The sequence below is a fragment of the Novosphingobium rhizovicinum genome, assembly GCF_040813635.1.
Classification (GTDB): Bacteria; Pseudomonadota; Alphaproteobacteria; order Sphingomonadales; family Sphingomonadaceae; genus Novosphingobium; species Novosphingobium rhizovicinum.
The window spans coordinates 1-12,314 of record NZ_JBFNXR010000013.1; the positions used below are offsets into that span (position 1 = coordinate 1).

Below are 12,314 nucleotides of genomic sequence, written 5' to 3' on the forward strand. Positions count from 1 at the left end.
CTCCTCGTCGGCATTCCATCCTCCGGCTGCTGTGCCGACAGGATGGCCCCAACGAGCGGGCTTCTCACTCCCTCCCGGGTGGCCGCGAATTGCTCGGAATGGTGGCCGGCATCAGCTCGGAATCCCGGCCGGGATCAAATCGGAATCCCGGCCGGGATGACCCGGGAATCCGCATCGGTTCGGTCCATCTATCACGGAGCTTAGAGCGCTGCCAAAGATGCTGACTCATCTTCGCTGCGCATGCTCCCTCCTCGTGGAAGAATCACTTACGTCACCTGTATGCAGTTCCTCCCGACGGCGGTGTGCTTTGCCTCCTTCGCGGACGAGCGGCAAATGTCGTCCCATAAAAAAAGGCCGGATTTCTCCGGCCCTTTTCCATCGATCGAATAGTTGCGAATCAGGCTCCTTGAGGAGCCGCATCGCCAGAGTAGCGCTTACCGGCCTTGGGGATCGATGACCCTGCGACCGGAGCGGCACGGCTTGGACCTCTCGTTTCATCCGGACGGTCAAGCTCACCGGTGTCCATCAGTCGCTTGATTTCCTCGCCTGTCAGCGTCTCGTATTCGAGCAGCGCGCGCGCCAACGAATGAAGCTTCTCACTCTGCGTCTGCAAAATCTCTGTCGCCCGCCTGTGCGCAGTGTCCACGAGCAAGCGGATTTCCGAGTCGATCAGCTTGTTGGTCTCGTCCGAAGCCATAAGCCGCGCCGAGCCGCCCATGCCGAGGTAGCCCTCTTGCTGCTCCTCATACTGGAGCGGGCCGAGCTTGTCCGACATGCCCCACTTGGTGACCATGTTGCGAGCCAAACCGGTCGCGTACTGGATGTCGGACGAAGCGCCCGAACTCACCTTGTCATGGCCGAAGATGATCTCCTCGGCGACGCGCCCACCCATGGCAACCGACAGATTGGCCAGCATCTTGTCCCGGTGATACGAGTAGCTGTCTCGCTCTGGCAGGCGCATGACCATTCCCAGGGCACGCCCACGCGGAATGATCGTGGCTTTGTGAATTGGGTCAGAGGCCGGTTCGTTGACCGAGACAATCGCGTGACCCGCTTCGTGATACGCGGTCATCTTCTTCTCGTCCTCGGTCATCACCATGGAGCGGCGCTCCGCACCCATCATGACCTTGTCCTTGGCGTCCTCAAATTCCTGCATGGCAACAAGACGCTTGTTACGGCGTGCAGCCAGCAAAGCAGCCTCGTTCACTAGATTTGCAAGGTCCGCACCGGAAAAGCCGGGCGTGCCGCGTGCAATAACTCGCGGATTGACGTCAGGCGCTAGCGGAACCTTCTTCATGTGGACGGCCAGGATCTTCTCGCGCCCCTCAATGTCGGGCACGGGCACAACGACCTGGCGGTCAAATCGACCGGGACGCAGGAGCGCAGGGTCCAGCACGTCGGGACGGTTGGTCGCGGCGATGATGATGATGCCTTCGTTCGCCTCGAACCCATCCATCTCGACGAGCAACTGGTTCAGAGTCTGCTCGCGCTCATCATTCGAGTTGCCGAGGCCGTGGCCACGATGGCGGCCGACTGCGTCGATTTCATCGATGAAGACGATACAGGGGGCATTCTTCTTCGCCTGCTCAAACATGTCACGCACGCGAGAGGCGCCCACGCCGACAAACATTTCGACGAAGTCCGAACCGGAAATTGTGAAGAACGGCACGCCGGCTTCGCCAGCAATGGCCCGGGCAAGCAGGGTCTTGCCGGTGCCTGGCGAGCCGACGAGCAGTGCACCCTTGGGGATCTGGCCGCCCAGCTTGGAAAAGCGGCCGGGATCGCGCAGAAATTCGACGATTTCCTGCAGCTCCTCGCGCGCTTCGTCGATACCGGCAACATCGTCGAACGTGACACGGCCGGAGCGTTCGGTCAGCATCTTTGCCTTGGACTTGCCAAAGCCCATTGCGCCGGAGCCGCCGCCCTTCTGCACCTGACGGAGAGCGAAGAACGCAATTCCTAGGATGAGAATGAAAGGCAGAGCCTGGACCAGAATGTAGAGCAGCAGGTTCGGCTCTTCAGGCGCACGGCCTGCATAGCTTACCTGATGTTCCTGCAAGAGCTGCGGCAGGCTGGTATCGTTGGGAATCGGCACGGTGCTGAAGCTGTCGCCGTTCTTGTATTTTCCAACAATCCGGTCCTGACCGATCTGCACTTCAGCAACAGTGCCCTCGGCAATCTTGGCGCGGAAATCAGAGTAGCGGATCGATTGGCCAACGTCACCGCGCGAGCCGAACATCGAAACCACCATCAGAAGGGCAAGAAAGATCCCCCCCCATACAAGGAGGCTCTTCACCCAGGGATTTCCGGTGGGCTGATCGTCGTTCATAGCTGTCTTTCGGAGTCCTTTTACACCGTCAATGTAGGCTTGACGCGCCGAATGACAAGCCAGCGCTACCCCTCACAGTGATCGGATCCGAAGAACAAACCGATTTAAGCTCCAGGAGCCATCCGCCTGAGCGCTGAAATCAATCAGGCGACGCTCGGACTGAGCCGTTTCGCCGGCACCTCGAGGCGCATCATGGCGCCTTGGGACTTGTTTTGCAGCGCAAAATTAGCGCCGAGCTGCCGGCTGAGTACGCGTGAGATACGCAAGCCGAGGCTGTCCGCCTGTTCGAAGTCGAACGCTTCGGGCAGGCCAGATCCGTCGTCGTGCACTTCCAGAGCGACTGTCTCGTTGCGAATCTCCAACACCACCTGTATCTCGCCTGTCCCATCGCTCGGGAAGCCGTGCTCGATCGCATTGGCGAGGGCCTCAGCGAGAATCAGCGCCATGGGTACGGCACCATCCGGCGCAAGGATCAGTCCGGATCCCGCCTTGATGTTGCAGCCGATGCCGGGCCGTCCGCTGGACCGCATCTGTTGCTCGCTGACCTCACGAATGAAATCGTCGAGCGGCACGAGCTCGCCGTTGTTGCGATAGAGACGGCGCTGAATGCTGCCGATCACCTGAACACGGGCCACCGCATCGGAAATGGCGCGGCGGGCTTTGGGTTCCTCTAGACTCCTGAGCTGGAGCGAGAGAACCGCGGCGACCATCTGCAGATTGTTGCCCACCCGATGCTGCAATTCTTGGAATAGCAGCTCGGACCGTTGCGCCAGACGAGCACTCTCCTCAGCTAGCACGCGACCGCGTTCGCGTGCCTCGCGTACGCGCTCGTTGGTAGTCTGCAGCCAGTGGATCAGGGCAATGTCGAGGGCAACAATCACGATATAGAAGGCGATTGCGAGAAGCCCGCCTCCGTCTATGCTGAATAGGCCCGGAGGGTCGATGAGGAAGTACCAGGCGAACAGCCCGCAGAGCGAGGCCGCGTAAAGACCCGTGGCGCGGCCGAACAGGAACGTCGTGATAATGACGACCGGAAAGAAGGCGACGAACGGGTAACCCGGTGGCAGCGCATCACCCAGTGCAAGGCGGCAGGCCAGCGCGAGAACTGAGAGCACTGTGGCGATTGCATAACGCGCAGCCGGTCGCCGCTGCAAAACGGGCAGCCGCTGAATGCTCTCTGTAGCCTTGCTTAACCTCACATTTGCCATCTAATCCGCGCCGGCTCCGCGACCTTTTATCTTCTTGTCTGCCTCTGCTCTGCTAACGCGGAGAGCACGTGCAGGTGTTTGTTGAGTGGGCGCTACCAAGCCCTTGCTCCAATGGCGAGCGGAATCCGGTCATTTTTGACATTCATGCTCGCGAAGATGCTGGGCCGGGTCTTGGGCGTGCCCTCGCATGCACGTCTGCGGCAGCTTGGCTTGTGCCTGGCCTCCATCGCGGCATTACTTCGAGAGAAAGAAGAAGAGAGGAGGAATGCGATGGCCACTTTCGTGCTCATCCATGGGGGCGGACATGGCGGCTGGTGTTACGGCGAGGTGAGCCCGCTCCTTCGCGACGCGGGGCACATGATCCATGCGCCAAGCCTCACCGGATGCGGGGATCGCAAGCACACTGTCACATCTTCCACCGATTTGGACACCCATATCACAGACGTCGTGAACCTCATGGAGTTCGAGGATCTTTCCGAAGTGATCCTCGTGGGCCACAGCTATGGCGGCATGGTGATCACTGGCGTTGCCGATCGGGTGCCTGCACGCATTCGTGAGCTCGTCTTTCTGGATGCTTCGCACCCCACAGACGGCGTCTCGCTGCGCATGAATGCTCCACATCGGATCGAGCCGGCGTACGCGGGAATGCGCGTTGTGGATGGTGTCGAACTGGTGCTTTTCCCTCAGCCCGGCTGGGCAGCCTTCTTCGGCATCAGAGACCCCGATGATGTTGCCTGGGCAGAGCCGCGCTTCACGCCCCATCCGTGGAAGTGTTTCGATCAGCCGCTTCTGCTGCACAACGGCGACGCTGCGTTCAAGCTGCCGCGCACCAACATCAACTGTACCGAGACGCTACGCGACAGCCCCGAGGACATGCGCCGTCGGCAACTGGACGGGCATCGCAATTTCGAGATCGACACGGGTCACGACCTGATGATTACCGAGCCAGGGAAAGTCGCGGAGATGCTGCTGAGCGTTGCCGCATAGGCGAGGGGTCAGGCGTTCAGTCCACCGTTGATGCTGATGACTTGGCCGGTCATCTTGCGTGCTCCTTCTCCGCAGAGGAAGACTGCTAGCGGAGCAATGTCCTCGGCCGTCGGCAGGCCAAGCCCCGCGCGGCTGGCGGCCTTCGCCATCCGGTCGGAACCCATCTTGCGCGCGCTTTCGCTGCCTTCGACGAAGCTGGGGGAAATGCAGTGCGCGCGAATGTTGTCGCGGGCTGCTTCCAAGGCGAAGTTGCGGATGAAGCCGATCGCTCCAGCGCGCGCCGCTCCGATCAGGGTCTGACGTGGAGCGGCAAAGACGCCCGCATCCGAAACGAAAGAGATGAGCGTCCCCCCCTCGCTGGCAAGGTGTGGATAGGCGGCATGAGCGAGCCGCTCCAGCCAACACAGGGACACATCGAGGAACGAGCCGAACGCCTGCATATCGGTCTGGGCGAAAAAGCCAGTGATCCCTCCGGGACCGGTTGCGGTGCAGTCGATCACCGAATCGATCCGGCCGAACTGCTCGACCACCTCTGCGACGAGCGTCTCGGCGGCACTGGGCTGGCAGATATCTACGAGAAAGCCTTCCGCAGTACGTCCGCATCCAAGGGCCGCGCAAACCGCATCGACCTTTTCGGCGCTGCGGCCATGAACAGCAATCGTCCAACCCTGGCGATGAGCTTCTCGGGCAATGGCAGAGCCGATCGACCCGCTTCCGCCCGCCACGAGCATGACTTTGCCCGCTGACGCCACGGGTCAGTCGTCGCCGTAGGCTTGCGCGAGGTCTCCGTCCGCCAGATCCGAGAAGCGCGTGATGCGCGCCTCGAAACGCATGCGCACTTTGCCGGTCGCGCCGTGGCGCTGCTTGGCGATCAGCAGTTCGGAAAGACCGGTCACCTGCTCCATTTTCTCGCGCCATGCTTCCCACTTCGTGTGGACATCCGGCGGATCGGTCTCGCTCGGGTACTTCGGCTCGGTCGCCTTCACATAGTAGTCCTCGCGATATACGAACCAGACCATATCGGCGTCCTGCTCAATTGAGCCCGACTCGCGCAGATCGGAGAGCATCGGCCGCTTGTCCTCGCGCTGTTCCACTGCGCGGCTGAGCTGCGAGAGGGCGATCACCGGGAGCTGCAGTTCTTTCGCCAACGTCTTGAGACCTCGGGAAATTTCCGAGATCTCATTCACGCGATTATCATTCGCGCGGCCGGTCCCCTGCAGCAGCTGCAGGTAGTCGACGACGATCAAACCGATGTTATGCCGCCGCTTCAGGCGCCGGGCACGAGTGCGGAGGGCAGCGATCGTGAGGGCGGGCGTATCGTCGATGTAGAGCGGCAGTTCGGCCAGGCGCTGGCTGGCGAACGAAAGCTGCTGGAAGTCCTCGCGGCTGATCTTGCCCATGCGGAGCGCTTCGGAGCTGATGCCGGACTGCTCTGCGAGAATACGCGTTGCGAGCTGATCGGCGCTCATTTCCAGGCTGAAGAACGCAGTGGCCGCACCGACCGACTGCTCAAGCGGAATGCCGTCTGCGATGTCGCGGCGCAGGCGGTCCGCCGCGTTGAACGCGATGTTGGTCGCGAGCGAGGTCTTTCCCATGCCCGGACGTCCGGCAAGGATGATAAGGTCGGAATCGTGCAGGCCGCCGATCTTTTCGTTCACCGAGTTCAGGCCCGTGGTCTTGCCTGAGATGTGACCGCCCGAGTTGAACGCCTTCTCGATCGCAGTGATGGCGGTGCGCGTCGCCAGGCTGAAGCTTTGCGCTTCGCTTCCCGTCGCGGCGCCTTCCGCCACTTTGTAGAGCGCTGCTTCGGCCTGTTCGATCTGCTCCTGCGGCTCCACCGACTCGGACGTGTCCATCGCCGATTCGACAAGGTTGCGCCCCACCGAGACAAGCTCGCGCAGCAGCGCCAGGTCGTAGATCTGTTCCGCAAGTTCGCGGGGGGCGAGCAGTCCCTGCCCGTTCGCCGTGAGCCGCGCCAGGTAGGCAACGCCGCCCAGCGCCTTCAAAGCCTCGTCCGCCTCGAAATAGGGGCGCAGAGTCACCGGCGTCACCACGGCCTTTCGGTCCAGCAGGTGCAGGATGCGCTCGTAGATTCGGGTGTGCACCGGCTCGAAGAAATGCAGCGGAGTGAGCGGAGTCTGCAGTTCTTCGATGACGCGGTTATCGATCAGGACCGCCCCCAGGAAGGCGGCTTCCGCCTCCACGTTCGAGGGAAGGGTGCGCGCGACCGGCGCTTCCGCATCGCGGACCAAGAGAGCTTGCTGAACCATGAGGCGTGTATTTTGCGCTGACGGCCCCGCCTCGGCAAGCGGTGGATTGCCGCATATTAATCCACAGCTTGTGGATCATCGACGGGGCTGAGCAGCCCATCGTTCGTTCCTCAACGGGTTGGCCATACTGTCGCAAAAGCGTAAGGCCCGCCGGTCATGCTGGACCAGCGCATCTCTCATATCGAACTCGACGAAGCGACCATCCTGTGGCGCAACGCCGATATCGAGCAGGAGCGGCGCATCGCGATCTTTGACCTGATCGAAGAAAACACCTTCAAGCCGTTGCGCGCTTATGGGGCCGGTCATCACGGTCCCTATCGCTTACGCCTGTCGGTCCGCGACGGGCGCCTCTCGATGGAGATCTCGGACGAGGGTGGGCAGGCGCTGGAAACACTGATCCTCGGCATGGCTCGGTTCCGGCGCTCCATCCGCTCTTACTTTGCCATCTGCGAGAGCTATTATCAGGCGGTCCGCAAGGCCAGCCCTCAGGAAATCGAGACTATCGACATGGCCCGCCGGGGCATTCACAACGAAGCGGCCGAGATGCTCATCGAGCGTCTTGAGGGTAAGGTCGAAACGGATTTCGCCACGGCGCGGCGCCTCTTCACGCTCATCTGCGTCCTGCACATCAGGGGTTAGGAAGCAGCAATGGCCCGGAAGGCGAGAAAGCGCCTCAGCGCGCGTGCGCGTTTGAGGATTCTAGGCGTACTGCTTCTGCTCGCGCTGGTGGGCGGTGGCTGGGCCTGGTGGCACCTGCACCACTGGACGCCGCTTCGCGAACAGTACCCGATGCAGGGCGTGGAGATCGGCGCTGACGATGGCGCAGTCAGCTTCGCTTCGCTGAAGGCGATCGGCGCCGACTTTGCGTACATTGATGCCAGCGTCAGCGTCTTCGCTCGCGATCCGCGTTTCGTTGCGAATCTGGAGAATGCGCGCGCGGCGGACATGCAGGTAGGTGCTGTGCACCGATACGATCCATGTCAGCCGGCCGGGCGCCAGGCTGCGAACTTCGTCACGACTGTTCCGCGCGATGCGGAACTCTTGCCCCCGGCCGTTGAACTGGACATGCTCGCCGATGCGTGTCCGGTGAAAGTTGGCGACGCCAAGGTTGAGAGCGAACTCATGACATTCCTGAACCAGGTAGAGACGCATACCGGGAAGGCCACCGTGCTGAAGGTCACAAAAACGTTCGAGGAACGCTACAGCATCGCGCGTAAGCTGGACCGCAATCTGTGGCTTGTGTCAGATCGCTTGCAGCCAGACTATGCGGGGCGGCCCTGGACGTTATGGACGGCGAATACCGCATTGGCCAACGAGGTGTCGGACCAAGGGCTTCGCTGGATCGTGGTGCAGCGGTGAGCGGGGATGAAAGGGCGCAGCGGGACGCGCTGATTGCGGCGGCTCGTAGTGCTGCCGCTGCCGCATATGCGCCTTACTCCAACTTCCACGTGGGTGCGGCACTGCTGTTCGCCGACGGCTCTGTCGTGACCGGCGCCAATGTCGAGAATGCCAGCTACGGGCTTTCCCTCTGCGCTGAGACGGTCGCGGTGGGCAAAGTGTTGAGTGACGGTCGGCGGGGTGGCCTTATTGCCGTGGCGGTGACCGGCGGCTTTCCGGGGCAGGCGGGGCAGGGGATGACCGTTACGCCCTGTGGACGTTGTCGGCAGACACTCAACGAAGTTGCGCAACTCGGGGCAACCGACCCCCTGGTCTGGTGTGACGGTGCTTCGCCGGTAGAGATCAGGCTATCCCACCTGCTGCCGCATGCTTTCGGACCGGCGAACCTGGCATAGTTCTCAGGAGCGCGGGATGAACGGCTACGGCATACGATTGCCGAGAAGCGGCATCGCGGGTAGCGCGGGACGAGATGGACACCGTTAACTACCGGCCCGCATCCGGGTATCAGCCAGGCTCGCCGCGAGAGCGGCTGACGGCTTCGGTGCTGTCCATCGGCATCATCCTTGCCGTTGTGCTGGCCATGATCTTTCAGGCCGTCGTGGCGCCTGAACCCGTTCAGACCGACCGGCCCGTGACGTTCGATGTTTCTGCGGAAGATCCGGACAAGGCTGCCCGAAGCAGCCAGTCGCGACCCAAGGCTCCGCGAGCGGCCACGCGACCGCGCGAAATGCCGGCCGCCCGACCGAGCCCGCCTGTGACTGTGCAGAAGCGCGTCGAATCACCGGACGCAGAGGAGGGCATCCCCGGCCTCATCAGGTTGTCGCGTGCCGACTATGCTGCATCGGACATCGGCAACATGAAAGGACCCGATGGTGGGTCTGACGCTGCTGGGCGTGGCAGCGATACTCGCACGGCCTATGGACCCGGTGAAGGGCCGGGCGGCGTAAGGCTCTACGAAGCCGATTGGTACCGCAAGCCGACCGATGCGGAACTGGCCACTTACATGCCGCAGAACGGCGCTGTGTCCGGTTGGGGCCTGATCGCGTGTCAGACAGTGGAGCGCTACGGCGTCGAGAACTGCCAGATCCTGGGCGAGTCGCCCCGCGGCTCAGGCTTCGGGCGGGCCGTCCAGAATGCGGCCTGGCAGTTCAAGGTTCTTCCGCCCCGCATCGACAACCAGCCGCAGATCGGCGCCTGGGTGCGTATCCGCATCGACTACCGCGTCAAGCATGCTGGTTGAAGCTTCGACGTGGTTACTTGTTGGCGCGCTCTTTCAGCCACTCCAGCAAGGCGCCCAAACAGCCGCGTCCCAATTGTGCTGAACGTTCCGCGCTCCAGCCCTGACGGGCATCCGGTGCCGCATTATGGTCCTTGAACGGCATCTCCAGCGTCATGGAGACGCAGCCTCGTTCGACAAAGCGCTCGGCCAGGTGATTGGTCGACATCGTCAGGTTGCCTTTGCCGGCCGGCGCAACCGGATAGCCGAGAGCGGTCTGGAAATCGGGAGTCCGTCGTTCCAACACTTCGGCGTAGCGGCGAAAACCTTCGCTCTGCTCCGGCCTGAGTGACGGAATGCCTTCAAATCCTGCCAGAAACACGGCGGGGATCGCTTCGTCGCCATGGATGTCCATGGCAAAATCGACTCCTTCTTCATCCATCGCGTTGCGCAGCGCCAGCACCTCTGGCGAGCGCTCAGGCGACGGACTCTCCCACTCGCGGTTGAGGTTCACGCCAGCAGCATTGGTGCGCAAGTGCCCGCGCTGGGAGCCGTCAGGATTGAGGTTCGGCACGAGGTGCAGCCGGCAGCGCCGCCGCAACTCACGCCCGATGGAGTTCGAAGGGTCGGCCAGCATCTCAAGCGCGCCTTCCATCCACCATTCGGCCATCGATTCGCCAGGGTGCTGGCGAGCATAGAGCCATACCTGGAGCGGCCCGGCCCCCATCTCGATACAGTCGATCGGCTGTCCGTCGAGGGTCGAGCCCAGGCTGCGATAGTCGACGCCCGGAGCGCGGGTGATTCGCGCGACGAGATCGTGGTGGCGCTCCATGGAATAGGGCGCGAAATAGGCGAACCAGACGATATCGCTGGTTGGCGTGTAGCGGATGGTGAGAGTACCGCCTTCGGCACTTTCGTCCCAGCTGGTGTCAGTACGACCCCAGTGCTGCCGGTCCTCCGAAACGCAGGCGCGATAACCGGGCCAACCCATGGGATAGGCGGAACCGTTCAGTCCCGTGATGCGCAGCACCAGTTCACGGCCGCGGGCACCGGACACGCGAAAATGAAACCACTGATAGAACTCCGAATCGCGGTCCGGCCGAATGGCCAGCCGCGCCTCGGTGCCGTCTATGGAGAGAGCTTCGATGTTGCCGGAGTCGAACGCGGAGGAGATCTGGATAGCCGTCATTCGACCGTGATAGTTTCGCCGGACTGGCCGGGGAAGTCCTTGAAAAGCGCTTGAGCCATCTTCGCTGCTCCAAGTGAGGTCTGCGCTAACGGCGAACTTGCCTTTACCGCGAAGGATGCGCGTCCCTCCCACAGGCTTTGGCCCGTGGCGCGATCGCGAATCATCACGCTCATCCGCGTCTCCACCTGTTCCGGAGGCGGGCCGGACAGGTTGATGCCGAGGCCAACTCCAAGCCCGGAGCCGTAGCTGCCGGTGCTGCCTCCAACGCCCACCGAGACCGGGCTGCGCGATTGCTGCGGGACAAGCGTGCCCCGCTCGATACTGAGCACGGCCACTTGCGGGCTCCGGGGCCCACCAGGCAGCGCTTCGGTATAACCGAGGCGCGTCAGTTCTCGCGCGACTGCGGCGGCATACGTGCGAAATTCGATGCTGGCACCGTCCTCACCCGGAGCTGGCTCCACTTGAATTTGGCCCCGGCCGAGCATCGCCGTGTCGGGGAGATGAAAACGAGTGACTTCCACCGGGCCGACAGGTGTGGTGCAACCCGATAGCACCGCACAAGCGGCCAGCGCTGCTCCTGGAAGCAGGGTGCGGGCTAATGGTCTCATCATCGTCTCCCTGGGACAGGCAGGATTGTCCCTGATCTTCTAAGGATTTGTGCTCTCACGCCCGGCGATGCAAGGGGAGTGCCACCTGCGCATCTGTGATGCGAGCGCTTGGCTGGCTTGACTCTGAGGCGCGTGCCCACTAACGGCGCGGCTTCGATTTTCCGGCGGTCGGAACCGCCACGAACCGAATCACGGAAAGAAAAGTCATGAAGATCCGCAACAGCCTGAAGTCGCTGAAGGACCGCCACCGGGATAACCGCGTCATCCGTCGCCGTGGTCGTACCTATGTGATCAATAAGACCAACCGCCGCTTCAAGGCGCGCCAGGGCTGATTGTCGGGGCGTCTCGTCCGGGACGCTGACTATCAATGACCGGCGGGTGCGAAGCGCCGCATGGGCCCCCGCCGACGCGGGGGCTCTTGTTGTGTCCGAAGTAGACAGCTCTGATCGGCAGGCATCTTCTGTCGAGGCAGTCGTGTTCGATGTCGGGCGCGTGCTCGTTCGCTGGGACATGCGCTGCCTTTACAGCAAGTTGATCGACGACCCTGTTCGCCTCGACTGGTTCTGCAGCACGGTCGTCACCGAGGATTGGCATTACCAGCATGATGCCGGCCGTGATCTGGGCGAGATGCTGGTAGAGCGCAAACGAGCCTATCCCGATTGCGCGGACTTGATCGAGGCCTACGCAACGCGGTTCCTGGAGACCATTCCCGGACCGGTACAAGGGACTCACGAAGTCGTGCGGCGCCTTTCAGCCAAGGGCGTTCCGCTCTACGCGATCACGAACTTCGCAAGCCTGTTCTGGCGCCAATTCAGACCTACAGACCCGATCTTTGACTTGTTCCGGGACGTCGTTGTCTCTGGTGATGAGAAGCTCGCCAAGCCGGATCCAGAGATCTATCGGCTGGCGGCGCAGCGCTTTGGGCACCCGCCGCACAAGATGCTCTTCGTTGACGACAACCTTGCCAACATCACTGCCGCGCGGGTGCTCGGATGGCAGGTGCACCACTTCGTCGAAGCTGCAGCGCTAGAACAGGATCTCCTCAATCGCGGGATTTTGTGAGCCACCATAGCGCATGAAAATTGACCGGCTGATCTTACAGGACTAAA

13 protein-coding genes are annotated in these 12,314 nt (G+C 62.2%); 7 read left to right on the forward strand and 6 right to left on the reverse strand.

Features of this window, described 5'->3' with window-relative positions; translation table 11 throughout:
- Positions 1 to 397 precede the first annotated feature (397 nt).
- A complete protein-coding gene (ftsH, locus tag ABUH87_RS01000; protein ID WP_367768050.1) occupies positions 398 to 2,329 on the reverse strand; it encodes an ATP-dependent zinc metalloprotease FtsH in 1,932 nt (643 codons plus the stop codon).
- Positions 2,330 to 2,472: 143 nt separating this feature from the next.
- On the reverse strand, positions 2,473 to 3,528 hold the full coding sequence (locus ABUH87_RS01005; RefSeq protein WP_367768052.1) for a sensor histidine kinase: 1,056 nt from the start codon (positions 3,526 to 3,528) through the stop codon (positions 2,473 to 2,475).
- Between the two features lie 279 nt (positions 3,529 to 3,807).
- On the opposite strand from ABUH87_RS01005, the gene ABUH87_RS01010 reads away from it, so the two are divergent.
- Positions 3,808 to 4,524, forward strand: coding sequence for an alpha/beta fold hydrolase (locus ABUH87_RS01010; RefSeq protein ID WP_367768055.1), 717 nt, complete (start codon positions 3,808 to 3,810; stop codon positions 4,522 to 4,524).
- A gap of 8 nt (positions 4,525 to 4,532) precedes the next feature.
- Here the strand turns inward: ABUH87_RS01010 and ABUH87_RS01015 are convergent, their stop codons facing one another.
- Positions 4,533 to 5,276 (reverse strand): SDR family NAD(P)-dependent oxidoreductase, encoded by a 744-nt coding sequence (locus ABUH87_RS01015; protein ID WP_367768058.1) that lies wholly within the window; start codon positions 5,274 to 5,276, stop codon positions 4,533 to 4,535.
- 3 nt (positions 5,277 to 5,279) lie between these two features.
- Positions 5,280 to 6,794, reverse strand: coding sequence for a replicative DNA helicase (locus ABUH87_RS01020; RefSeq protein ID WP_367768060.1), 1,515 nt, complete (start codon positions 6,792 to 6,794; stop codon positions 5,280 to 5,282).
- Positions 6,795 to 6,950: 156 nt separating this feature from the next.
- Between ABUH87_RS01020 and ABUH87_RS01025 the strand changes: the two genes are divergently transcribed.
- From ABUH87_RS01025 to ABUH87_RS01040, 4 genes are all read left to right on the forward strand, one after another.
- Positions 6,951 to 7,433 carry a UPF0262 family protein gene (locus ABUH87_RS01025; protein WP_367768062.1) on the forward strand — a complete coding sequence of 161 codons (483 nt, stop codon included), beginning with the start codon at positions 6,951 to 6,953 and terminating at the stop codon, positions 7,431 to 7,433.
- Between the two features lie 9 nt (positions 7,434 to 7,442).
- Positions 7,443 to 8,153, forward strand: a complete 711-nt coding sequence (locus ABUH87_RS01030; protein ID WP_367768064.1) for a glycoside hydrolase family 25 protein — start codon at positions 7,443 to 7,445, stop codon at positions 8,151 to 8,153.
- Positions 8,150 to 8,587 carry a cytidine deaminase gene (locus ABUH87_RS01035; protein WP_367768066.1) on the forward strand — a complete coding sequence of 146 codons (438 nt, stop codon included), beginning with the start codon at positions 8,150 to 8,152 and terminating at the stop codon, positions 8,585 to 8,587. The genes ABUH87_RS01030 and ABUH87_RS01035 overlap by 4 nt, the downstream gene beginning before the upstream one ends.
- A gap of 74 nt (positions 8,588 to 8,661) precedes the next feature.
- Positions 8,662 to 9,432: an energy transducer TonB gene (locus ABUH87_RS01040; RefSeq protein ID WP_367768068.1), complete on the forward strand. Its 771-nt coding sequence runs from the start codon at positions 8,662 to 8,664 to the stop codon at positions 9,430 to 9,432.
- A gap of 13 nt (positions 9,433 to 9,445) precedes the next feature.
- Here the strand turns inward: ABUH87_RS01040 and ABUH87_RS01045 are convergent, their stop codons facing one another.
- Together ABUH87_RS01045 and ABUH87_RS01050 are read right to left on the reverse strand one after the other, a co-directional pair.
- Entirely contained in the window at positions 9,446 to 10,597 is a 1,152-nt protein-coding gene (locus tag ABUH87_RS01045; protein WP_367768070.1) for a M14 family metallopeptidase, read from the reverse strand.
- On the reverse strand, positions 10,594 to 11,205 hold the full coding sequence (locus tag ABUH87_RS01050; RefSeq protein ID WP_419956652.1) for a DUF4136 domain-containing protein: 612 nt from the start codon (positions 11,203 to 11,205) through the stop codon (positions 10,594 to 10,596). The genes ABUH87_RS01045 and ABUH87_RS01050 overlap by 4 nt, the downstream gene beginning before the upstream one ends.
- Positions 11,206 to 11,411: 206 nt before the next feature.
- Here ABUH87_RS01050 and ykgO point away from each other — a divergent pair, with 206 nt between their 5' ends.
- Positions 11,412 to 11,537, forward strand: a complete 126-nt coding sequence (ykgO, locus tag ABUH87_RS01055) for a type B 50S ribosomal protein L36 (protein WP_003046794.1) — start codon at positions 11,412 to 11,414, stop codon at positions 11,535 to 11,537.
- Positions 11,538 to 11,628: 91 nt separating this feature from the next.
- Positions 11,629 to 12,267 carry an HAD family hydrolase gene (locus ABUH87_RS01060; RefSeq protein WP_419956651.1) on the forward strand — a complete coding sequence of 213 codons (639 nt, stop codon included), beginning with the start codon at positions 11,629 to 11,631 and terminating at the stop codon, positions 12,265 to 12,267.
- Positions 12,268 to 12,314 lie beyond the last annotated feature (47 nt).

Excerpts from the sequence above, each read along its gene's own strand:
- ftsH (WP_367768050.1), bottom strand. The coding sequence starts at position 2,329 with ATGAACGACGATCAGCCCACCGGAAATCCCTGGGTGAAGAGCCTCCTT.
- ABUH87_RS01010 (WP_367768055.1), top strand. The coding sequence starts at position 3,808 with ATGGCCACTTTCGTGCTCATCCATGGGGGCGGACATGGCGGCTGGTGT.
- ABUH87_RS01020 (WP_367768060.1), bottom strand. The coding sequence starts at position 6,794 with ATGGTTCAGCAAGCTCTCTTGGTCCGCGATGCGGAAGCGCCGGTCGCG.
- ABUH87_RS01025 (WP_367768062.1), top strand. The coding sequence starts at position 6,951 with ATGCTGGACCAGCGCATCTCTCATATCGAACTCGACGAAGCGACCATC.
- ABUH87_RS01030 (WP_367768064.1), top strand. The coding sequence starts at position 7,443 with ATGGCCCGGAAGGCGAGAAAGCGCCTCAGCGCGCGTGCGCGTTTGAGG.
- ABUH87_RS01040 (WP_367768068.1), top strand. The coding sequence starts at position 8,662 with ATGGACACCGTTAACTACCGGCCCGCATCCGGGTATCAGCCAGGCTCG.
- ABUH87_RS01045 (WP_367768070.1), bottom strand. The coding sequence starts at position 10,597 with ATGACGGCTATCCAGATCTCCTCCGCGTTCGACTCCGGCAACATCGAA.
- ABUH87_RS01050 (WP_419956652.1), bottom strand. The coding sequence starts at position 11,205 with ATGAGACCATTAGCCCGCACCCTGCTTCCAGGAGCAGCGCTGGCCGCT.
- ykgO (WP_003046794.1), top strand. The coding sequence starts at position 11,412 with ATGAAGATCCGCAACAGCCTGAAGTCGCTGAAGGACCGCCACCGGGAT.